The organism is Pantoea sp. OXWO6B1, from assembly GCF_001641135.1.
Classification (GTDB): domain Bacteria; phylum Pseudomonadota; class Gammaproteobacteria; order Enterobacterales; family Enterobacteriaceae; genus Pantoea; species Pantoea allii.
The window spans coordinates 4525546-4547226 of record NZ_LWLR01000001.1; the positions used below are offsets into that span (position 1 = coordinate 4525546).

The window sequence follows — 21681 nt, forward strand, 5'->3', positions numbered from 1 at the left end:
GGAAAGAGGAGAAAAGGCGGCCGGATGCCGCCCAGAGATATTAGTAGCCTGACTGTCGAGTATCGCTGCTGTGTCCAAGCGTGTTCAGCAGGCTTGCCAACAGGCTGGAGGCACCAAAACGGAAGTGGCGCGCATCAGCCCAGTCAGCGCCCAGCGTATCTTCTGCCAGTTGCAGATAGATGGCGGCATCTTCCGCCGTGCGCACACCACCGGCAGGTTTAAAACCGACCTGCGCTTTAACGCCTTTATCGCGGATCACGCTCATCATGATCTGCGCCACCTCTGGTGTCGCGTTTACCGCCACTTTACCGGTTGAGGTTTTGATAAAGTCAGCCCCGGCGTCAATGGCAATTTCTGAGGCCTGACGAATCAGCGCTTCCTGTTTCAGCTCACCGGTTTCGATAATCACTTTCAGCAGAACACTGGCGTCGGCGCAGGCGGTTTTACACGCCTTGACCAAATCAAAACCCACCTGAGCATTGCCCGCCATCAGCGCGCGGTACGGGAAAACCACGTCCACTTCGTCGGCACCGTAAGCGATAGCCGCACGGGTTTCGGCCAGCGCAATCTCAATGTCGTCATTGCCGTGGGGGAAGTTGGTCACGGTAGCAATACGCACATCCGGGGTTCCCTGCTCACGCAGTGTTTTACGGGCAATGGGAATAAAACGCGGATAAATGCAGACGGCTGCGGTATTGCCCGCCGGGGATTTAGCCTGATGACACAGTGCAATCACTTTCTCATCGGTGTCGTCTTCATTCAGGGTGGTTAAATCCATCAGTTTCAGCGCGCGCAGGGCCTGCTGTTTGATATCGGTCATAGCGATCTCCAGAACATGGGGTGAATCGTTGAATCACCCTTGCATGTGATAATAGTAACAATTCGGGGCCGGGTAATATGTGCCATACGTCACATCAAAGTATGAAACAACTGCAATATCTAACAAGAAAGTGGATTAATGCACGCTATCCGGCCGAGTCAACCCAGTATAAGCCAGCGCTGAGAATGTTACTATTATAACATTTGGGTGAGAAAGGGGTAAACCGGCGGGATTACGGAAGAAGAAAAAGTCTGTGGCTGTTATGCCATAGCGCATCGGCGATCGTCTCGGGCGATTCGTCACGCAGTTCACACAACACCTGCCACACCTGAAAGGCACGCTCTGGCCGGTTAGGCTGTCCCTGAAAACCGTTGAGGGGCATATCCGGTGCATCGGTCTCCAGCAACAGCGAGGAGAGCGGTAGCTGCGCAATGGTCTGCCGGGTTTTACTGGCACGAGGATAGGTAATGGTGCCGCCCACGCCAATCGCATAGCCGAGTTTGATAAATGCCTGTGCCTGTTGCAGGCTACCGGCAAAACCGTGCACGACGCCGCGGCGCGGAAGATCGTGACGGCGCAGATGCAACGCCAGTTGATCGTGCGTGCGGCGCGAGTGCAGGATTACCGGCAGATCATAACGTTTCGCCAGCTTCAGCTGCGCATCCAGAAAATATGTCTGCTGATCAAAATGGGGATCTTCACGATAACGATCCAGACCGATCTCACCGAGGGCGACCAGTTTAGCGGGCCGCTGTTGCAGCAACCTTTCAAGCTCAGCGAGGTGCGGCTCTTTATGATGTTCAATCACAATCGGATGCAGACCCAGCGCAGCATAAAGGGGCTGATGCTCGCGGGCTAACTGGCAAACCAGGTCAAAGCGCCCGGCCTCTACCGACGGCACAATAATTTTTTCAACGCCCGCGTTCGCGGCCTGGCGCAGACTGGCATCGACCTCATCCACGAACGGCGGAAAATCAAAGTGGCAGTGGGTATCCACAAACCTCATGCCAGCGAACCTTTACTGTAGGCATCATCGTTGCCTGCCAACGGCGTGATCACCGCCGCGCGCTCCGGTTCATTCGCCACCGGCGCTGATGGCAACACGATATCCAGCCCGGTTGCGGGCTCGGCATCGCTCAGCCACTGGCCTAGCGTGGCCATAAAATAGCGGCCACAGCGACGTCCAAGATGGTAGTCCTGATTGAGCGAAGCGACCCGGCTGCCCAGCGCGTTACTGGCTAAGGCGCGCGGCGGGAAGATTTCGATGATGCGTAAATCACCCGGTGGCTTCTCAATAAACTGCTGGGTTTCACGGTAGCTCTGCTCGTGATGATGCAGGATATTGATCATCGGCTGCAGCGCACTGCCGTTGAACCAGCGCTCCATGCGCGTCATCCAGCGCGGCGTGTCAAACATCTGCGAGGGCACGGTGCGGATCACCACAATGGTATCCGCGCCGCGTTTTGCGGCCTCCCGGACGGGAATCGCGTCACTGACGCCGCCATCCAGATAGCTTATTCCTTCCAGATCCACGCCCAGCCGATAAAAGCCCGGAATCGCACTGGAAGCTTTAATAATTTCCAGCCAGTTATCACTGGTGGGCGCAAAATAACTGGGCGCATAGTCATCACTGCGACAGGCACACATATAGAATTCGCGCCCGTTCGCAAACAGCGTTTCGGCACTGCTCATCGCCAGGGGAAATTCACTTCGGGTAATATCGATCAACCAGTCGAGGTCAATAAGATTGCCCCCACGTAAGAAACGTAGCGGATCGAAAAACAGCTTGCTGGTGGTATAGCGCGTAATGACCCGACGTGCGTAGCCCGGCTGTGCACACACAAAGGCAGACAGGTTCTGTGCCCCGGCTGAGGTGCCAAGCAGTAACTGGAAGGGGTTGAATTTAGCCCGCTGAAACTCATCTAAAACGCCAGCGGTAAAGATGCCGCGTTGACCGCCGCCCTCGCAGACTAAGGCGATTTTCCTGGCTTTAAAAGGTGTGAGAGCAAGGGGTTCAATCGCCCCCAGCGTCACGGGAATACGTATACCCAATGTACCGACCTCAGATTGGGTTCCCGATAGACAAATGTAGGGAATGCAGGGAGTAGAATTGTGGGTCGATACTAGCACGGAGAACCAGCTATGGTGTCCATAAATTGTGCTATTGGCGTTGCGCCGTTTAACACATCGTTGCGAATATGAAGCATCCTTTGCTTCACAATAACATTCGCTACAAATAACTGGTCTCCGTTTAATACTGGCTACGCCAGCATTAAACTGTCTGGGTCATCGCTATAGCTTTTTACGGCCAGTGAACAAGCTGATGAGGAACAGAATAATACCCACCACGAAGACCACTTTAGCAGCCCAGGCTGCGGTACCGGCCAGGCCACCAAAACCTAATGCAGCAGCGATCAGTGCAATCACCAGAAAAATAATGCCCCAACGAAACATAAGCCTCTCCTTCACCATTTTAATATTGAACTGCTTGTTTCATCCCAACGATGGGTATTTTTATCAGTGCGGCCTCGCGAGGAAGCCGCACCGGGTCGTGTTAAGACTTGACCTTCAGGTCATTTTTAACACTTTTTACGCCTTCGATAGCTTTAGCGATGCTCTCAGCACGGTCAGACTGTGCCTGATTCGCCACTTCACCTGAGAGCTGAACCACACCATCGGTGGTTTCAACTTTCACGTTACGTGAAGGAACCATGTCATCAGCTAATAGCTTAGCTTTAATTTCGCTGGTTGTAGCAGCGTCACCGGCATAACCTTTCATTGACTGATTTTTTGCGTCTTTCACGTGCAGTTTGTCGCTGACGGATTTCACGCCTTCCACTTTTTTCACCACGGCCACGGCTTTTTCAGCCTGGTCTTGTGAGGTGACAAAACCGCTCAGCGTCACCACGCCCTTATGGGTTTTGACAGAAATGTCGGTGCTTTTGATGGAATCGTCATCAACCAGGGCCGCTTTCGCTTTGGCGGTCACGGCGCTGTCATCCATAAAGCCGCCCACTGATTTCATTGAGCTGTCGATTTTAGAACCGGCGCTGTCAGCCGTCTGTGACGCTTTCTGAGACGCGGATTCCTCTGCAAATGCGCTTCCGCTCAGCAGAGCAGTACCGATCATCGCAGCCATCAATGTTTTAGTAATCTTCGTTGTGTGCATCGATATCATCCTTCTATCTGGTAACTCGCCCAAAACTGTGGGCGCAAGAGCAGCAAACAGTGCTGCTGCGGCACTGGACGCAGGGAGAAATAAGTCTCTTTAACCGTCCGATGAAGTAATCATAGTCGGGATTTAGAGATTTGCTTGGGTAACTGGTTGATCGTGCGTCAAAAGCGAGGAAAAAGCGTGTTTTAGGAGGGTTCTGTATCTGTTAAAACAGGGCCATCCCGCGCTGGAATGGCCCTGCAGGCGCGGATTAATGTTCGCGGGTTTTGCGGAACGTCACATCAGGATAGCGTTCCTGCGTAATGTTCAGATTCACCATGGTCGGCGCGATATAGGTCAGGTTATCACCGCCATCCAGGGCGAGGTTAACCTCGTTTTTACGCTGGAAATCTTCAAATTTTTTGGCGTCACTGCACTCGACCCAACGCGCCGTAGAGACGTTAATTGCCTCATAGATGGCTTCAACGTTGTACTCGCTTTTCAGACGCGCAACGACCACGTCAAACTGCAGTACACCCACAGCGCCCACAATCAGGTCATTGTTATGCACCGGGCGGAACACCTGCACCGCGCCCTCTTCCGACAGCTGTACCAGCCCTTTCAGCAGCTGCTTTTGCTTCAACGGATCGCGCAGGCGGATACGGCGGAACAGTTCTGGGGCGAAGTTCGGAATCCCGGTGAACTTCATGTTCTCACCCTGAGTAAAGGTGTCGCCAATCTGAATGGTGCCGTGGTTGTGCAGGCCGATGATATCGCCCGGATAGGCTTCTTCCACATGCGAACGGTCGCCTGCCATAAAGGTCAGGGCGTCAGAAATCACCACGTCTTTGCCGGTGCGCACCTGGCGCAGCTTCATGCCTTTTTCATAGCGGCCGGAAACCACGCGCATAAACGCCACCCGGTCACGGTGTTTAGGGTCCATGTTGGCCTGAATCTTAAACACGAAGCCGGTGAACTTCTCTTCTTTGGCTTCAACCTTGCGGGTATCGGTATCGCGCGGCATGGGACGTGGCGCCCACGCTACCAGGCCATCCAGCATATGATCTACGCCGAAGTTACCCAGCGCGGTTCCAAAGAACACCGGAGAGAGCTGACCGCTAAGAAATGCCTCTTCATCAAATTCGTTTGAAGCACCCTGCACCAGCTCCAGCTCGTCACGCAACTGAGCGGCCAGCTCTTCGCCTACCGCCGCGTCGAGCTCTGGGTTATCCAGGCCTTTGACGGTGCGGACTTCCTGAATGGTGTGCCCTTTACCGGTCTGATAGAGATAGGTTTCATCTTTATAAAGGTGATAAACCCCTTTAAACAACTTACCGCAGCCTATCGGCCAGGTGATGGGCGCACAGGCAATTTTTAACTCGCTTTCCACTTCATCCAGCACTTCCATCGGATCGCGGATGTCACGGTCGAGTTTGTTCATAAAGGTGAGGATGGGCGTATCACGCAGACGGGTGACTTCCATCAGCTTGCGGGTACGATCTTCAACGCCTTTTGCCGCATCGATCACCATCAGACAGCAGTCAACGGCAGTCAGCGTACGGTAGGTATCTTCAGAAAAGTCTTCGTGCCCCGGCGTATCCAGCAGGTTTACCAGGCTGTCACGATAGGGAAACTGCATAACCGACGTCGTAATCGAAATACCACGCTGCTTTTCCATCTCCATCCAGTCAGACTTAGCATGCTGGTTAGAGCCACGGCCTTTTACCGTTCCGGCGGTCTGAATTGCCTGTCCGAACAGCAGGACTTTTTCGGTAATGGTGGTTTTACCGGCATCCGGGTGTGAGATAATTGCGAAGGTGCGGCGGCGTGCCACCTCTTCTAAAAAGGGATTAGACATGAGTGAATTCTTCTCAACGTAGCCACGCACTAACAGGCGCAGCAGATAAATCACGGTGGCCGGCAGAACCTTACCGGCAGGTAAACGGTGCCAAATGCGACTTTATGTCGTCGCGGGGTGAGCGCAAAGTTACATTGGCGTGCTTCCGGTTACCTGGTCAACTTTAAGGCGGCATAGCATACAATATTTTGTGCTAATGGCCTACAGCGTACCGAAGAGAAAGTCACGTCGGCCTGAAACTCCGCTCAACGAGGCTTAGCACGGATGCGGCGGCCCAGGCGCGCGGCGCAGTCATCCTGCCGCCAGCCACGGCTGTGAAAGTGAAAACCCCCACGTCACTGCGGCCCGGTGCCGGTTAATCCACCAATTCAATCCCTAAGCTTTCCAGCAGAGACACCGCCTCAAGGCGCGAAAATTTGGCTTTAGTGACCGTATTGTTTAAGACATCAATGCTGTAATTCCATGCGTCGGTAAAATCGGCGCCCCGCAACAGCGTGTGATTGAATAAGCTGCCTGTCAGCTCCGATCCGCTGAACGTTGCGCCAGTCAGATCGCACTCTCTGAAGTCAACCTCCGCCACTCTGCACGCCTCCATTTTTAGCCCCTGAAGCTTAAGGCCATAAAAGGACGCGCTGGTCAGCATGCAGTTCACAAAATACAGCTCATGATCCAGATGAAAATCAGGCCAGTAGGCTTTAGTCCAGTCGATGCCGGTCAGCTTGCACTCCGTGAACTGCAGGCCATAAAAGCGGGTATTCGGCGCATCCAACAGGCTCAGATTACAGTGACTGAAAGTGCAGTTAATGAACTTACAGGCGGTAAACTGCGCAGAGGTGAAGTTGACGTTACTAAAGTCGCAGTCTTCAAAATGGGTTTCAGCGATGGTCAGACCGGTGAAATCCTCTTTTGAAAAATGGGTATCATAAAATTCAGCGTGACTGTCGATACGTTGCATATTCACCCTTATCGGTTAACGGTGGCATTTTACCAAAAGCTTATGCGATTTTTTCGCGACAGAACCTTCTCACGATCACCCTTCACATTTTGCCTCATGAACCGTCATCGAACATGTCTGTTCAGCGTGGCGGGCAAAAAAACGCGCGGTCCGATCGCGTACCTGATTTTCCTCTGTCGCCTCCCCAGGCCGCATACAGACTGCGCCTCAGCCGTCCGCAACATCGCAGAGGATCGGCGCACGCCCCGCCTGGCTAACATTCAGGGAGAAAATTGACCGCGCGAAAAGCAGACCACAATGATAATCGCTCGCATTCAACAGTTGAAATAATTCTTTTTAAATCAATCAGATAAATTGCAACTTTTTCAACAAAAGGCTTCCCATTCGTTACCAGACTGTTGCATAATTCACCACTAATTTAATGACTATCAAAAGGACGCGGCCATGCTGACTGCTGAAATGACTGGACGTTTAAACGACCAGCTGAACCTGGAATTCTTCTCCGCCAATCTCTATTTACAAATGAGTGCGTGGTGCAGCGATAAAGGCTACGAGGGCGCAGCGTCCTTCCTGAAAATGCATTCGCGTGAAGAGATGCAACACATGCAGCGCCTGTTCGACTATCTGAGTGATACAGGTGGTATGCCGGTGCTGGGCAGCATTGCTGCACCGCCCGTTGCTTACAATTCGCTGAACGAAGTGTTGATTCAGGCGCTGGATCACGAAAAGCTGATCACCAGCAAAATCAACGAACTGGCGCACTCTGCCATGACGACGCAGGACTATTCAACCTTCAACTTCCTGCAGTGGTATGTTGCAGAACAGCATGAAGAAGAGAAACTGTTTAAAACCGTGCTGGATAAACTGGCGATGGTGGGCGACAGCGGTAACGGTCTGTTCCTGGTCGATAAAGACCTTGGACGCATGAGCACCGAAAACCACTCAGCCTGAACATAAACCGGCCCACGCAGGTGGGCCGGTTATCAATATTGCGGATGACGACAGCCTGATGCGCTATCGCTTACGCCAGCCGATAACATGACGTCCTTTCACCGTTGATCCACAGCGAACGCTGCTCACCCGGCGGCAACATAATCGCTATCTCACGCCACGCCGGCAGATAATCGCCGCGCTTTTCAATGGTCAGATCCAGCCGTGACGCGCTACTGGTTAAAGACCAGTTCAACCATAACGCCTTGCCTTTCTGCCAACCGTGGGTTTCGCCGTCGTCATCGAACACCTCACCCTGGGTGGTGGCATCGCCCGGCACAGGCCAAATCTGCAGCTCACGCACGTTATCACGTTGCGCATCGGTGGTGGTTTCGCACTGTCCCAGTGGGAGTGCGGCCCCGGCACGGACCAGCAACGGCAACCGATCCAGCGGTGCATCCAGCGTCACGGTTTGTCCGCCCGCCAGCCAGTTGCCGGTGTGCCAGTCATACCAGCCGTGGGTATTTTCCGGCAGATAAACCTGGCGCTGGCGTGCGCCCTGCTCCACCACGCTGGCCACCAGCAGATCGCGTCCCAGCATAAAATCATCGCACTCGTCGTACGTACGGGGATCGTCCTCATGATCGAGGAAGGTCGGCCGCAGCATGGGTTCATCCTGCTCGCTGGCCTGCCAGGCAAGCGTATACAGATAGGGCATCAGACGATAACGCAGGCGGATCGCCTCGCGGATCATCGGTGTGGCTTCCGGATACATCCAGGGCTCGTTCACCGTATGATCGTCATTCCAGGAGTGAATGGTAAACCGTGGATGCATCACGCCATTCTGCACCCAGCGTACAAACAGCTCCGGATCGGGTTTATCCCCGGCAAAGCCGCCCACATCGTGCCCCACGTTAAACAGGCCTGACAGGCTCATCCCTAATCCCATGCGGATGTTGTAGCGCAGGGTTTGCCAGTTTGTCCGGTTGTCGCCGCTCCAGGTCTGCACATAGCGCTGCATCCCTGCACAGCCAGAGCGCGAGATCAGATACGGCCGTTTCTCTGGGGCAAAGCGCTGCTGAGCTTCCATCGAGGCCCGCATCATCAGTAGCGGCATCACCGGACGAATATGCTTGATGGCGATGGGCTGACCAAAGCCATAGCAGCGCGCTTCACCGTCCCAGACTTCATATTCGTTATTGTCGTTCCAGGTTGAATCGATGCCTTTTTTCAGCAACTGCTCAGTGACGTTTTGCTGCCACCACGCCACGGTTTGTGGATGGGTAAAATCCAGATGCGAGCCTTCGTCATCCCAGAACACCGAGCGTTCAGGCCGGTCATGTTCCGAATCGCGGATAAACAGTCCCTGGTCCGCCACTTCTTTGTAACGGGGATGATCCTGCAGCAGACAAGGCTTGATATTGGCTGCCAGCTTCATCCCGGCCTGATGGAAAGAAGCGCTCATCCCCTCCGGGTTCGGCACCTTGTCGTAGTTCCAGTTAAACACGTAGCGTTTGTTGTTAATGGAGGTGTAACCCGACGACAGCTGAAACGAATCGCAGGGAATTTCATGCTCACGGCACAGCTGGATAAAGGACAGGAGTTGCTGCTGCGCATCAGGCGCATCCGTGTAGTGCATGGTGGAACCGCTATAGCCCAGGCTCCACTTCGGCTGAAACAGGGTACGACCGGTAAGGCGAACAAAGGCCTTGGTGACGTCCAGCAGCGTCGGGCCCAGCATCATGTAGTAATCCAGATCGCCCGCCTCCGCACGGTAGCGACGATAAGGCAGATGGTAATTATCTAACTCATTGCCCAGATCCAGCCAGCTGCTGCTGAGGTTATCGTAAAACAGGCCAAAGCTGACGCCGTCACGCTGGGTCAGCGTGAAGGGAATATGCTTGTAGAGCGGATCGGTACTGGCCGCGTTATAGCCCATGGCGTCCAGGTTACGCATCTCATAACGACGGTTAACCCGGTTGAGGTCGCCACTTTTTTCACCCAGGCCGTAAACCCGATCCTGCGGCTGACGGCGCTGATAATGTTCCACGCCATCGCCATGCATGTTCAGCAGGTAAGCCCCGGTATGGCGATCGACCGCCAGCGGTTGCCAGCCAGTGCCGTCAAAATGTTCCCAGCTGAGGCACAGCGGATAATGCACGGTGACGCGCAGCCGGTCAGTGGCCAGACGGATTTGCTGCGCCTCCTGCTCAACGGTAAAAGCGGGCAGCGTGAAGCCTTCCAGCGATTCGCGATCGCGTCCCTCCCATGGCACATCCTCCTGGGGAGCAATGCTCCAGGTGCGGTTGAGTGCCAGCTCTCCATCGCGTTTCAGCAGCACGCGCATCAGGCCATTTTCTAATACGTAAATACGTAAAAAGTGACGTTGCTCGACTTTCAGTTCGACGAAATTCGCCGCCTGGTGATGAAGCGTCCATGTCTTAAGCGTTTTCATCAGGTTACCCTCAATTTTTAGCAGTACGTTGGCGGCGTTCGGCGATAAACATCACCAGGAAAACCGCGCCAATCAGGTCAAAAAAGCCCATGGCAATAAACAGGGGATTAAAGCCAATGGTGTCGGCCGTGACGCCGATAATCAGCGAGAAAATAAAGCTGGCGATCCAGGCACAGGAGCCGCGCATCCCGTTAACCGTTGCCATCTGGCGGCGATCAAAACGCTCGACCACCAGCGCACTCAACATGCAGGAGATCACCTGGTGACCGAACCCGCCGATGGAGATCAGGGCGATGGCCAGATAGGGATCTTTAACCAGCGTCATCAGTGCCAGAGAGATCATCAGGGCAGCCCCGGTCACAGAACTGGCAACGATAGAGTTGACGCGGGAGCAGCCAAACCAGCGCACATAGAGTTTGGTCAGATAACCACTGGCGATGCTGCCCAGATCCGCAGCCAGGAAGGGTAGCCAGGCAAACATCACGATCTGTTTCAGATCCATGCCGCGTTCGTTGGCCAGGTAGAGCGGCACCCAGAAGCTCAGTACCGCCCATGCGGGTTCAGCCAGAAAGGCCGGAATGGCAATACCGTAAAATTTCTTCTCTTTACCAATCTCTTTCATGGCGGTGAAAAACGGCAGCTTTTCGCCGATGACTTCTTTGTCCTGGGTGATAAACGCCCGTTCTTCCTCCGACAGACGCGGATGATGTTCAGGTGAGTGATAACCCCACCACCAGAGCGCGACCCAGATCAGGCCCAGCCCACCGGTCAGCAGAAATGCGCCCTGCCAGCCAAACGAGATATGCGCGACATAAATAATGGGCGGTGCCAGCATCGCGCCAATGGAGAACCCCACGCCAGCCCAGCCTGCTGCTACCGGTCGTTCCTTTTTCGGAAACCATTCCCCAATGGCTTTGGCATTCGCAGGCGTGGCTGCGGCCTCGGATGCCCCCATCACAAAGCGCAGTAGCGCCAGATGCAGCCAGCTTCCGGCTCCGGCGTGCAGCAGACAGGTAATGGACCAGATAACGGCGCAGATTAAAAAGCCCATCTTCAGGCCGATAATATCGATTAACCAACCGCAAAGAGGCTGAAACAGCGTATAGGCCAGCTGAAAGGCGGCTACCACCCAGGAATATTGTTCCGTAGTCATATTCAGGGTGTTTTTCAGTTCGGGGGCCAAAATGCCCAGGGAGTTACGGGTGATGTAGTTCACCGTCACGCCCAGCAGGAACATACCCAGCATCCACCAGCGCAGATTTTTAATAACCCGCACCGTGCGCGATGCGCTGGTGCGGGTGGTCGAGTCGAGACTCATGATGAAACTCCTGTAGCCAGTAATAACCGCGTTGCCGCGAAGCAAACCTTTTTGTCTGATCCGACCTTAAAAAAGCGCAAAACGTGGGTACAGCCCATTTTTTGCAACTCTTTTCATGACACTATCTGGAAATAACAAAAAACCCCTCTCAGACCAGTAGGGACACGATTCAGCACGTTATGAAAATTTTTTCATTTGCAGATTTGAGGGCGATCACAGAATGAAACAAAGCTTAAAAGTGAGCGAGATTGCCGCCCTGAGCGGCGTGTCAGTCAGCACGGTTTCTCGCGTCCTGGCCGGGAAAGCCAATATCCGCACCGCCACGCGCGATAAAGTCCTGCGCATTGCCCAACAGCAAGGCGTACTGGACAACCTTCATCATGGGCGGCTGCTGCTTAATGATCTGATGGTGTTTGCACCACCGCGCGCGTTTGATATCCGCACGGATATCTTTTATTACAAGGTGATCCAGGGCATCAGCGAGGCCGTCAAACCGCACGATGTCCGGCTGCGCTACTGTCCGCTGGAAGAGGTGGAAAGCGATGCCGCCCTGTTTATCGACAAGATGCAGCAGACGGAGGCGGCGCTGTTAATCGGTATCGACGACGAGCACATCCATCAGTTGGCAGCCGAAATGAATAAGCCCTGCGTGCTGATCAATGCCCGCGATCGCCGAATGCGGCTGCCCTCGGTATCGCCCGATCATCAGCTCATTGGCGAGTTTTCGGCGCGCTATTTGTTTGAACAGGGTCACCGGCAAATTCTGTCGCTGCACTGTTTGCGACGTTACACCATGGAGCAGCGGCTGCAGGGAGTGCGCGATGCCTGGCATGCCATGAATCTGCGCTTCGACAGCCGCCAGCACCTGATTACGCTCAACAGCTTTAGCAGCAGCGAAGCCAGCGCCTGTCTGGGTGAATATCTGCGTCATTGTCCTCAGGCACAGCGGCCCACGGCGATTCTGGCAAGTGGGGATTATATTGCGGCGGGAACCGTGCAGGCATTACAACAGGCCGGCCTGCGGGTGCCGCAGGATGTGTCCGTCATGAGCATGGATGGTTTTAATCTGGCGACCGTACAGGAGATTCCGTTAACCTCGGTGCAGGTGCCGCGGGATGAGCTGGGAGAAGCCGCGGTCAAAGTCCTTCAGGCCCTGCGTTTAGACCCGGACCTGCCACCCGGCAATCTGCTGCTGAACGGCAAGCTGGTGGTACGCGACTCTGTCCGCCGCATCCGGGATAATCCGGGCCATGCCTCGGTGCAGCAACACGGGCTTTACAGCTGAGGAGGCATCGCGCGCTCAGGCAAAGCTTTCCCAGCGGGATGACAGCGTGAAATGACGCTGCCAGTTCAGCGTCGCGGGCGTTCGGGCGATTAACTGCTGACACAACGCCGGCTCGACAAAAGCGGGGATCACCTGTTCCGCCCCGCTGTGTTGGATCAGCGCCAGTTGATCGTCCAGTGGTGGGTGAACATTCCAGGGTAGCCACTGCGCCAACCCGTTTTGCAGCATCTCGAAGGCCCGCGTGCCGCGCGCCACATGGCTACTAAAAATCAGATTGAATTCGGGTCGCTGGCTCAGCGTGGCAGCCAGGCCACTGTCTGCCACCGCATCGGCTGCGACAATAATGCTGTCAGGCCGCCATTGCGTTGGCGTCGGCTCGCGCAGTAGCGGCAGTAACGCCAGCGCGGTAGCGGCAGGTAATGTATTTTGCGCCAGCAGCTGTGACACTTCCTCACGTACCTGCGGGCAAAGCACGACAGGTAAACCCTGGCTACGCAGCCGTAATGCCATCTCCGGACCTCTGCCATGCAACGGCGCCGTGACCACCGCGCCTTTTCGGGCTGCCTGCACCAGGGCATCAACCTGCTGATCCAGACGCTGATTGCGGTCGCCGTAGGATGCATCGGTAATCAGCCAGCGCGCCCGTGGCGGCCGGTCAAAAGGCAGCAGCAGCGACTCACAGCTCCAGTCTCCCATATAGGTAATCCCGCCCGCGACCGCCAGGTGCAACCAGACGGAGCCGGGCGAGTGGCCGCTCCGGCCGGTAAACAGGTTAAGCGGCCCCATCGCGCACTGCCCGTGCAACGGCAGAGAATGCCGCCAGCGGGCGGGCACCGGGCAAGCAGCCAACTGCTGCCAGGTCAGCTCCGTAGCATAAACCGGCGGCGATCCCAGTTGTTGCCAGCTGTCGAGCGCACCGGCATGGTCGCCGTGGGAGTGGGTAAGGCAAATCGCATCAACCTGGCCTGTCTTAGTCAGATCCGGCTTTACGCCCGGTTCAGGCCCCGCGCCCAGGTCCCACAACAGGCGATATCCCTGAATCTCAAGCAGGAAAGCGGCGGGCAATTTACCGCCCACGCCGCTCACCACCGTCAGGCTTGCCATGGCAATACTCCCTGCGGCAGGCGGCGCGTCAGACGCGTTGCCAGCAGCATTAAGGTCAGAACAACCAGAATCATCAGGCATCCCACGGCGGCAGCCAGCGGGGCGGAACCGCCTTCATCGAGAAAGATGATGGTAGGCCCCAGGGTTTGTGTGTCAGACGTCACCAGCAGCACCGATACCTGAATTTCATTTAGCGCGGTCAGAAACACCAACAGGCTTCCCGCCAGCGCCGACGGTGCCGCCAGCGGCAGTAAAATATCGCGCATACGACGCATAAAACCAGCCCCGCACAGACGGGCGGCTTCGTCCAGCGACGGCTCAATTTGTGCGAAGCCTGCCAGCGTGGGCCGCAAGACTAAAGCCAGAAAGTTGGACAGATAGGCAGCAAGAATGATCCAGACCGTGCCGTAAATCGACACCTCCAGCAGCGGAAGCGGCGGCAGAAAGAACAGTATGGCCGCCACGCCTGTCACAATGCCGGGCAGCGCGTACGTCAGTTCACTGGCAAACCACAGGCCGCGAACCAGCCGGGTGCGCTGCCAGCTCAGGAAAAAAGCCAGAAACAACGCCATGGTGGTCAGGATCAGCGTCGCCAGGGAGGTCAGCCACAGGCTGGTCGCGAAAGCATGACGGATTGCAGGATAGCCCCACAGCGCCTGGTAAATGTTCTCCAGCGTCAGGGTTTGCCACGTTAAAGCCTGACCAAAACCCCGCGTCAGCGCCGTGGTCAGCAGCGCGCTGACGGGCATGATGAGCGTGGCGGCCATCCACAGCCAGGCCATGATTTCCGTGGGCAGGCGAGCGCCTTTTAGCGGTTGATGGAACGGGCGCGGCGAGCCACTGACCCGGACATCCTGTCGACCGCCCAGCCAGGCGCTTAGCATCATGCCGGTCAGCGTGATCAGCGCAATCAGCAAGGAATAGACGGCGGTATCCGGCAACGCGCTGGGGCCGATGGCGTTGAGCTGTTGATAGACCAGGGTAATTAAGGTCGGTAAACGCGCCGGAATGCCCAACATCGCCTGAATACCAAAATTACCGACGGCCGCCACAAATGCCAGCGCCGCCCCGGCAAAAATGGCGGGGCGCGCCAGCGGCAGAATGATGGTGCGCAGGATTTGCCCGTGCGATGCACCGCTGATCTGCGCCGCCTCCACCAGTTCGGCGGGTAAACGCCGAAGACCGGCTCGCACCGTCAGAAACACCAGCGGCGCATTGTGCAAACCCAGCAGCAACACGATTCCGCCCCATGAACAGAGCGGCTGCTCACCCGGCGCAAACCAGGGTAAATCCAGCCGCTGAAACAGCGATGCCAGCAGGCTACCCGGTGCCAGTGCCTGGAGCCAGGCGAGCGCCGTCACCTGCGGCGGAATCATTAACGGTAAGATAAACGCAAAGACCCAGGCCGCTTTGGCGCGCATATCGCTCAGCGCGACCAGCCAGGCGGCAAATGTGCCGAGCAGCAGCGACAGCAGGGTGGCGCTCAGCCCGACGCTTAACGTATTTAGCGTGGCGCTGAGCACCCGACGGCTGACCAGCAACTGCGTCAGCCGGGCCAGATCCGGCACGCCCTGCGGCGCCACCGCTGTCCAGATCAGCCGCCCAAAGGGCGCGACGGAGAGCAGTCCGATCGTCAGCACCAGCAGCCCCAGCACCCACGGCTCGGCGCGAAAACGCCAGCGTGCGGGCTGCAAACGGCGGGGCCGACAGTCGTTACTCAGCACGCTCATGCTCAGCCACCAAACAGCGCGGTAAACTGCTCCCGCACCTGCGCATCGTCCGCAACCGCCTTCTCAACGTCCGGCGTCAGGAGTTTGATCTGGTCGACAGGGACAAATCCTTCAGGCGCGGCAACGCGGTCATCGACCGGCCGGTTACCCTGCTGCACCACCAGTTTCTGCCCCTGTTCGGAGAGTAAAAAGTCCACAAAGGCTTTGGCGGCAGGCAGGTTATGTACCGATTTCATAATGGCAACCGGTTCGGTGACGTAAGAAACCCCTTCTTCGGGATAAACCAGGTCGATGGGCGAACCCTGTTTTTTGGCCCGGATGATGTCAGCATCGGTAATCACGCCATATTTATCCATCCCGCTGGCCACGGCTTTTAAAGCCGGTCCGTTGCCGCCCTGCGGTGCAATACCCAGCGCCGCCAACTGCTTATAGAAGTTCCAGCCGATGTCCGGCGTCGTAATATCGGTGTGCAGTTTATACAGGGCCGCCCCGGAGTAAAGCGGGCTGGGTACGGCTATTTGCCCTTTGTTATCAGCATTGAGCAACGCTTTCCAGCTGTTGACCGGTTTGGCACGTTGCGTGTTATAGGCAATCACGGTGGCGATGATCTTGGTACCAAAAAAGGTTTTATCACGGTCATAAAACGCAGGCTTCAGGTGATCCACGGGCGCATCCTGATACGCATACAGCTGCTTCTCTTTCTTCAGCGCGCCGAGGTTGATGGCATCCGCCACCAGCAGCACGTCAGGCTTGACCTTGCCGCTCATCATTTCCGTGTGCAGGACATTCATTAACTGCGTGGTGCCGTTGCGCGTCCATTCCACCTGAATCGCGGGATAAGCGGCTTTGAACGCATCCATGGTTTGCTGCGCAATTTCCTGTGCCTGCGAGGTGTACACCACCAGCTTGCCGCTGGGCTTGTCAGCCGCCTGCGCCAGCGTTGAACCTGTCAGCACAGCCGTGAACAGTAGCGAGGTAAGAATGACCTTTTTCATATTGTCTGAAGTCCTTTATGCGGGAAGAATCCAGCCGTCATTAACAGCAATACTTACGGTGTCGTTCACCGCAAGCGCAGAAACATCATCAAGGGCCAGGGTGAAAGAGACATCCGGCTGCGCCAGCGGGCACAGGTGAATGTCGTAATGACCGCCACGGTAGATAATGCGTTCAACCTGCGCGTTAAACTGACCGCGATTAACAGGCGTCAGGCGGAAGCTGGCACGATGAAAGCTGGCTTTACCGTGGGGTAACGTTGCCTGCTGCGCTGAGCAGCGCAGCAGCAGTCGTGCGCCGAACAGCATGACCGATGCCTGCCCCTGTCCCACCGGTTCAATATCCTGTACCGGCAGAACCCGTCCCTCATCAATGAAGGTGGCGACCATCTCGTTGGCGGGCTCGCGCCACAGCGTTTGGGGCGAAGCAAACTGCATGACCTGCCCCGCATTCAGCACCACAACGCGATCGGCCAGCGCCATCGCTTCGCGCTGATCGTGGGTGATGTAGACCAGCGTTGCCCCGCTGTGACGATGAAAGCGGCGAAACTCCTCTTCCATCGCGCTACGCAAATGCACGTCAAGGTTAGCCAGAGGTTCATCAAGCAGGACCAGCCCGGGCTTTGCCACCAGGCAGCGGGCCAGCGCCACGCGCTGACGTTGGCCGCCGGACAGATCGGCTGGCCGACGCTCGGCAAAGGGCAGCAGATCGACCAGCGTCAGGGCTTGCCGGATACGATCTGCCCGCTCTGTACGGTTCACGCCGTTGACTTTCAGGCTGTAGCCCACGTTTTCGGCTACCGTCATGTGCGGCCAGAGCGCGTAGTTTTGAAATACCACGCCAAGATCGCGACTTTCGGGGGGAAGATGAAAACCCTGAGTGGCAAACAAGGTGTCGCCTACCCAGATCTCACCGCGATCCAGAGTTTCGAATCCGGCTATCAAGCGGAGTAAGGTTGTCTTGCCGCAGCCGGAGGGACCCAGCACGGCGATAAATTCACCCTGCTGGATCTCCAGCGATACCGCGTTAAGGACCGGCTGCGCCGCGAAGGCTTTATGCAGCCCGGAGAGTGAAATTGCGGCCATGATTACGTCGCCTGTGCCATAAACGTTCTATGCAAAACGTTACGACACATTGATGACAACACCGTGACAGCAGGCTACTTCGGCAGATGGACCGCCACGTAGCGCTCATAGCGCGACGGCTTAATTTTGGTGAGATCCGCCAGAACCAGCCCGTCAATACAGTTGTTGAAGTCGGGGTCGCTGCCAAAATCAATAAACTGCACGCCGCCGGGTTCGTACACTTCGCAATACTGTTTGTAAAGCGTCGGGATCGCCACGCCGAGGTTGCTGAGCAACTGCTTCAGCCGCTGGAGATCCTCTTTGTAATCATTGCCGCTGAACTGGGCCAGCACGTCAGGCAGCGAGGCCGGATAAGGACAGCGCGACGTGGCCAGGGGGAAGTCCGTCGGAAAATAGATGCGGTAGAACGCCACCAGCAAATCACGTGCCGCCAGCGGCATAGTGCCAGAGATAGAGACCGGTCCGAACAGATAGCGCACCTCAGGGTATCTGGCGACGTAGGCTCCGATGCCCAGCCAGAGATAATCCAGCCCGCGTTTGCCCCAGTAAGCAGGCTGGATAAAGCTGCGTCCCAGTTCGATGCCCTGACGCAGGATAGGGATCATGCGTTCGTCGTAATGAAACAGGCTGTGGCTGTAGAGTCCTTCCATGCCGCGGCGTTCCAACTGTTCGCCACCGGGAATAAACCGATAGGCACCGACGATTTCCAGCTCTGCATCGTCCCACAGGATCAGGTGATAGTAGTCATCATCGTAGCTGTCTAAATCACGTCGGCGGCCGCTGCCCTCGCCCACGGCACGAAAGGCAATCTCCCGCAGTCGGCCCAGCTCACGCAGTATCGGCACCGAGGTGGCCCCGTTACGTCGCCACAGATAGATCTGCTTGCCATCCGGGGTATTCCCCAACAGTTCGCTTTGCAGCAGCGCTTTTTTCAGGTCGGCACGATCTTCCGCCAGCGCAATGGCGGATTCAGTCTGAAAAAGGCCCTTTTTTCCCTGCCCCAGACGATAGACATGTTTACGCACGCGCTTTGCCAGCTCTTTGCCTGGCGTGTGGCCGTCGTGCCAGTGCGCAAACGGAATCTGCGCACCGATACGCAGTTTGATACGCATTCCGCGCTGTTTAAACATTTCCCGCACCAGCATTAACATTGCCACAGGCGGTGCGACTTTGGCGGTAGCATAGAACAGCCAGCTGTTTCGGCCCTCAACGTGTACCGGCACCAGCGGTGCCCGCGCTTTCGCCGCAAGACGCAGGAAGCTGTGATGCCATTCACGGTCACGCACGCCCGCACTGCTAAGACGGGACACTTCACCCGCCGGGAAGATAATCAGCACGCCCTGATTGCTAAGATGCTGCTGCATGCTCTGCAACTGCTGGCGGCTGGTACGATTCCCAATATTGTCGACGGGCAACATCAGGCTGTTGAGCGGTTCCAGCAGCATAATCAACCGGTTCGCCACAATTTTCACGTCGGGGCGCACCTGTGATATCGCATGCAGTAACGCCATGCCGTCAATGGTTCCCAGTGGATGGTTGGCCACGATGACCACTGGCCCACGCGGGGGGATCTGCTCCAGATCGCGTTCGCTAAGCTCGCAACGTACATCGAGGTGCTCCAGCACCTGCTCGACCATATCCAGGCCTTTCAGGTGAGGATAGCGCGCGGCAAATCGCTGGAATTCATCTTCACGTAAGATCCACTTCAGAATCCGTTTCTGCCAGTTGGCGGGATGCTGGTTGGGCCAGAAACGCTCAATAACCTGATCGACTGAAAACATAGTTAACCTTTCGTGCCTGTCCCGGAGATACAGCGAAAGTAAGTCGCATTGTTTGCACTTTTATGAATAACGAGTGGTCGAGAGACAAATATGTTGGCGCAGTCAGCGACACATGGGTGCCGCATCAGGTTTTTAGCCACAAAAACAGAGGGATAAGGCAGGATATTTCACCGGGGCGATACGGTGTCGGGACATGAAAAATCTTAATACTGCTGGCGATAACGGCATTCGTACCCGTTCGCCACCGCTTGACAAGAAAAGGCGGAACCGGTTTCCGCTGCCTGTTTGTCGGCAGCGGCACTGTCATTAATCCTGAGCAGCCGGTCCCGTTTCGCGTTACTGGTTGTGCATCATGGTCGCAACCGGGAGCCAGATCTCGGTCATCGCGCCCGCTTTACCGGTGAACGGGTCCCGTTTCGGCAGCGCTACTGTTTTCACTTTTTCCTGGGACAGCTTCAAATGGGCAATTTCATCGCGCAGGATTTCAGGCTTCAGGCCTTCCGGATAGGCACCCACCGCCAGGAAATCTTCGCTGGCTGACACCTGTCGATGTCCGACACCGGCCGGGATCAGCACGGCATCGCCTGCCCGCAGAGTAATCATACGACCACTGTCGCCACCAAACAGCACTTCCGCCCAGCCTTCAGCCACGCCGAGGAGCTCATGCGTGTTGGGATGGTAATGCATGTAAGGGAACAGCTGATCGCGCCAGTCGGGTGGCCAGCCATTTTTTTCAAACGTCTGCTCGAACCAGGCGGCAATATACTCTTCATCCTCTGGCACCACGCGCGGCCAGATAATGAGCGGTAACGGATTATTCGGCACGCCGCCAGACGGACTGGCGAACATCAAATGCTGAGGGTTATCTGATGCCCCGGCTGAAAATGTTCCTGCTGCGAAAGACATCAGCAACATCAGACTGGAGGTTTGGGCAGTCATACAATGTCTCCTTTTTTCTTTAGTGTGACAAAGGTCGCAGGGTTTGTAATGTGCGCTATGCATCACAATTTACACAACCACCCTAACTCGCTAACCAAAGCCAAATTAGTTGTTAACAATTTCACCCTAAGTAAGTAAGTCTCTTTTACGTGGTAGGATTAATCTGTAAAAGAGACAACGCCCGTGGTTGCACGCTGAACCGGCAGTCGCTGCGCAGCCGTCAAAGTGAAGATTAAGGCTAATAACCCCAGAAAATGACGGGCCGATGACAAGGCATCAATCTGTTTCGCGGCGACAAAAAAACCCGCCAGGGCTGGCGGGTCGATGCGCGGTGATGGCCTGTGGCTGACGCCATTTTCAGGCTCGCCTGACTCAGTAAACAATGCCGGGTGGATTGACGGTGGAATGGGCGACCGCTTCATCCTCTTCGCCCCAACGCTGGAGAACCTGCTGATACTGCCCGCCGGCAATGGTGCCATCCAGCGCGGTTTGCAGCGCCGCCGCCAGGCCGTTGCCCTTTTTGGTGGTCACCGCCACCCAGGCGCGGAACGGCCCCTCGCCGACTATTTTCGTTTGCCCGCGCGACGCCACTTTCCATGCCGCCGTAGAATGCGGCCCAAACAGCGCATCGGCCCGCCCGGAGAGCAGAGAGAGCGTCGCCGAGGCATCATCCGTCAGGTAGATGGGTTGGACAGGCGGCAACCCTTTGGCCCGGTTCTGCGCGTCCCAACTGAGTAAAATGCGCTCCTGATTGGTGCCTGATGCCACGATGATGCGCTTGCCCGCCACGTCTGCCGGTGAGTTGATCGTGCTGACAGGACTGTCCGCTTTGACGACAAAGGCGTGGTTATCGGCACGATAGGTGGCAAAATCAAACTTCTTTTTCCGCTCTTCGGTGACCGCAATGTTAAACATGGCCACGTCGTAGCGTCCGGCGCGAATCCCCAGCGGCCAGTCCTCCCAGGACGCGGGCACCAGCTTAAGTTTCAGCCCCAGACTGTCCGCCAGCAGGCGGGCAATGTCAGGATCGCTGCCAATGCGGGTCAGGTTATCCGACGCCAGCAGCGCCAGCGGGGGCGAATTAGTGGCAGAGGTCGCCACGGTTAAGGTGCCCGGCTCAACAAAATGAAAATCCGCCGGGATTTTTTTTACCGCGTCGGGATTCACCGGCGCATGAATCGGCTGTTCATTGTTGGCGGCATCCCGTTTTTCCCCGGCAAACACCACGCCGCTCACCAGCATCGCCAACAGCGTCAGATACGCATATTTCATCT

Annotated in this window: 19 protein-coding genes; 2 read left to right on the plus strand and 17 right to left on the minus strand. The window is 56.2% G+C overall.

Annotated features, from left to right (window positions below; genetic code table 11):
- Positions 1-40: 40 nt before the first annotated feature.
- The 7 genes from deoC to A6A26_RS23085 form a co-directional block, all read right to left on the minus strand.
- Positions 41-820: a deoxyribose-phosphate aldolase gene (deoC, locus tag A6A26_RS23060; protein ID WP_063880896.1), complete on the minus strand. Its 780-nt coding sequence runs from the start codon at positions 818-820 to the stop codon at positions 41-43.
- Positions 821-1052: 232 nt separating this feature from the next.
- Positions 1053-1826, minus strand: a complete 774-nt coding sequence (locus A6A26_RS23065) for a TatD family hydrolase (RefSeq protein WP_063880897.1) — start codon at positions 1824-1826, stop codon at positions 1053-1055.
- Entirely contained in the window at positions 1823-2872 is a 1050-nt protein-coding gene (locus A6A26_RS23070) for a patatin-like phospholipase family protein (protein WP_063880898.1), read from the minus strand. Before A6A26_RS23070 ends, A6A26_RS23065 begins: the two co-directional genes overlap by 4 nt.
- 240 nt (positions 2873-3112) lie before the next feature.
- Complete coding sequence (locus A6A26_RS25055) at positions 3113-3274, minus strand: DUF1328 domain-containing protein (protein ID WP_003848537.1); 162 nt, start codon at positions 3272-3274, stop codon at positions 3113-3115.
- 100 nt (positions 3275-3374) lie between these two features.
- Positions 3375-3989, minus strand: a complete 615-nt coding sequence (osmY, locus tag A6A26_RS23075; RefSeq protein WP_063880899.1) for a molecular chaperone OsmY — start codon at positions 3987-3989, stop codon at positions 3375-3377.
- A gap of 256 nt (positions 3990-4245) precedes the next feature.
- Positions 4246-5832, minus strand: coding sequence for a peptide chain release factor 3 (gene prfC / locus A6A26_RS23080; protein ID WP_063881256.1), 1587 nt, complete (start codon positions 5830-5832; stop codon positions 4246-4248).
- A 355-nt stretch (positions 5833-6187) separates the two neighbouring features.
- Complete coding sequence (locus A6A26_RS23085; protein ID WP_063880900.1) at positions 6188-6787, minus strand: pentapeptide repeat-containing protein; 600 nt, start codon at positions 6785-6787, stop codon at positions 6188-6190.
- Positions 6788-7231: 444 nt separating this feature from the next.
- On the opposite strand from A6A26_RS23085, the gene ftnA reads away from it, so the two are divergent.
- Positions 7232-7738, plus strand: coding sequence for a non-heme ferritin (gene ftnA, locus A6A26_RS23090; protein ID WP_063880901.1), 507 nt, complete (start codon positions 7232-7234; stop codon positions 7736-7738).
- A gap of 70 nt (positions 7739-7808) precedes the next feature.
- Here ftnA and A6A26_RS23095 read toward each other — a convergent pair whose 3' ends face one another.
- Both A6A26_RS23095 and A6A26_RS23100 read right to left on the minus strand, forming a co-directional pair.
- Positions 7809-10172 (minus strand): glycoside hydrolase family 31 protein, encoded by a 2364-nt coding sequence (locus A6A26_RS23095; RefSeq protein ID WP_063880902.1) that lies wholly within the window; start codon positions 10170-10172, stop codon positions 7809-7811.
- Between the two features lie 10 nt (positions 10173-10182).
- A complete protein-coding gene (locus A6A26_RS23100; protein ID WP_063880903.1) occupies positions 10183-11490 on the minus strand; it encodes an MFS transporter in 1308 nt (435 codons plus the stop codon).
- Positions 11491-11710: 220 nt separating this feature from the next.
- On the opposite strand from A6A26_RS23100, the gene A6A26_RS23105 reads away from it, so the two are divergent.
- Positions 11711-12775: a LacI family DNA-binding transcriptional regulator gene (locus tag A6A26_RS23105; RefSeq protein ID WP_063880904.1), complete on the plus strand. Its 1065-nt coding sequence runs from the start codon at positions 11711-11713 to the stop codon at positions 12773-12775.
- Between the two features lie 15 nt (positions 12776-12790).
- Here the strand turns inward: A6A26_RS23105 and A6A26_RS23110 are convergent, their stop codons facing one another.
- From A6A26_RS23110 to A6A26_RS23145, 8 genes are all read right to left on the minus strand, one after another.
- Positions 12791-13879: an MBL fold metallo-hydrolase gene (locus tag A6A26_RS23110; RefSeq protein WP_063880905.1), complete on the minus strand. Its 1089-nt coding sequence runs from the start codon at positions 13877-13879 to the stop codon at positions 12791-12793.
- A complete protein-coding gene (locus A6A26_RS23115; RefSeq protein WP_063880906.1) occupies positions 13867-15609 on the minus strand; it encodes an ABC transporter permease in 1743 nt (580 codons plus the stop codon). The genes A6A26_RS23110 and A6A26_RS23115 overlap by 13 nt, the downstream gene beginning before the upstream one ends.
- A gap of 2 nt (positions 15610-15611) precedes the next feature.
- The gene (locus A6A26_RS23120) at positions 15612-16604 is read right to left on the minus strand and encodes an ABC transporter substrate-binding protein (RefSeq protein WP_063880907.1); all 993 of its coding nucleotides are present in this window, start codon (positions 16602-16604) and stop codon (positions 15612-15614) included.
- 15 nt (positions 16605-16619) lie between these two features.
- A complete protein-coding gene (locus A6A26_RS23125; RefSeq protein ID WP_063880908.1) occupies positions 16620-17687 on the minus strand; it encodes an ABC transporter ATP-binding protein in 1068 nt (355 codons plus the stop codon).
- Between the two features lie 74 nt (positions 17688-17761).
- Entirely contained in the window at positions 17762-19468 is a 1707-nt protein-coding gene (locus tag A6A26_RS23130; protein ID WP_063880909.1) for a bifunctional ornithine lipid synthase OlsF, read from the minus strand.
- A gap of 336 nt (positions 19469-19804) precedes the next feature.
- Positions 19805-20407: a cupin domain-containing protein gene (locus tag A6A26_RS23135; protein ID WP_063880910.1), complete on the minus strand. Its 603-nt coding sequence runs from the start codon at positions 20405-20407 to the stop codon at positions 19805-19807.
- A 158-nt stretch (positions 20408-20565) separates the two neighbouring features.
- A complete protein-coding gene (locus tag A6A26_RS23140; RefSeq protein WP_156506697.1) occupies positions 20566-20829 on the minus strand; it encodes a hypothetical protein in 264 nt (87 codons plus the stop codon).
- Positions 20780-21679, minus strand: a complete 900-nt coding sequence (locus A6A26_RS23145) for an ABC transporter substrate-binding protein (protein ID WP_063880912.1) — start codon at positions 21677-21679, stop codon at positions 20780-20782. The genes A6A26_RS23140 and A6A26_RS23145 overlap by 50 nt, the downstream gene beginning before the upstream one ends.
- Positions 21680-21681: the final 2 nt, after the last annotated feature.

Excerpts from the sequence above, each read along its gene's own strand:
- A6A26_RS23125 (WP_063880908.1), bottom strand. The coding sequence starts at position 17,687 with ATGGCCGCAATTTCACTCTCCGGGCTGCATAAAGCCTTCGCGGCGCAG.
- A6A26_RS23085 (WP_063880900.1), bottom strand. The coding sequence starts at position 6,787 with ATGCAACGTATCGACAGTCACGCTGAATTTTATGATACCCATTTTTCA.
- A6A26_RS23110 (WP_063880905.1), bottom strand. The coding sequence starts at position 13,879 with ATGGCAAGCCTGACGGTGGTGAGCGGCGTGGGCGGTAAATTGCCCGCC.
- prfC (WP_063881256.1), bottom strand. The coding sequence starts at position 5,832 with ATGTCTAATCCCTTTTTAGAAGAGGTGGCACGCCGCCGCACCTTCGCA.
- ftnA (WP_063880901.1), top strand. The coding sequence starts at position 7,232 with ATGCTGACTGCTGAAATGACTGGACGTTTAAACGACCAGCTGAACCTG.
- deoC (WP_063880896.1), bottom strand. The coding sequence starts at position 820 with ATGACCGATATCAAACAGCAGGCCCTGCGCGCGCTGAAACTGATGGAT.
- osmY (WP_063880899.1), bottom strand. The coding sequence starts at position 3,989 with ATGCACACAACGAAGATTACTAAAACATTGATGGCTGCGATGATCGGT.
- A6A26_RS23120 (WP_063880907.1), bottom strand. The coding sequence starts at position 16,604 with ATGAAAAAGGTCATTCTTACCTCGCTACTGTTCACGGCTGTGCTGACA.
- A6A26_RS23095 (WP_063880902.1), bottom strand. The coding sequence starts at position 10,172 with ATGAAAACGCTTAAGACATGGACGCTTCATCACCAGGCGGCGAATTTC.
- A6A26_RS23145 (WP_063880912.1), bottom strand. The coding sequence starts at position 21,679 with ATGAAATATGCGTATCTGACGCTGTTGGCGATGCTGGTGAGCGGCGTG.
- A6A26_RS23100 (WP_063880903.1), bottom strand. The coding sequence starts at position 11,490 with ATGAGTCTCGACTCGACCACCCGCACCAGCGCATCGCGCACGGTGCGG.
- A6A26_RS23135 (WP_063880910.1), bottom strand. The coding sequence starts at position 20,407 with ATGACTGCCCAAACCTCCAGTCTGATGTTGCTGATGTCTTTCGCAGCA.
- A6A26_RS23115 (WP_063880906.1), bottom strand. The coding sequence starts at position 15,609 with ATGAGCGTGCTGAGTAACGACTGTCGGCCCCGCCGTTTGCAGCCCGCA.
- A6A26_RS25055 (WP_003848537.1), bottom strand. The coding sequence starts at position 3,274 with ATGTTTCGTTGGGGCATTATTTTTCTGGTGATTGCACTGATCGCTGCT.
- A6A26_RS23130 (WP_063880909.1), bottom strand. The coding sequence starts at position 19,468 with ATGTTTTCAGTCGATCAGGTTATTGAGCGTTTCTGGCCCAACCAGCAT.
- A6A26_RS23065 (WP_063880897.1), bottom strand. The coding sequence starts at position 1,826 with ATGAGGTTTGTGGATACCCACTGCCACTTTGATTTTCCGCCGTTCGTG.
- A6A26_RS23105 (WP_063880904.1), top strand. The coding sequence starts at position 11,711 with ATGAAACAAAGCTTAAAAGTGAGCGAGATTGCCGCCCTGAGCGGCGTG.
- A6A26_RS23140 (WP_156506697.1), bottom strand. The coding sequence starts at position 20,829 with ATGAAGCGGTCGCCCATTCCACCGTCAATCCACCCGGCATTGTTTACT.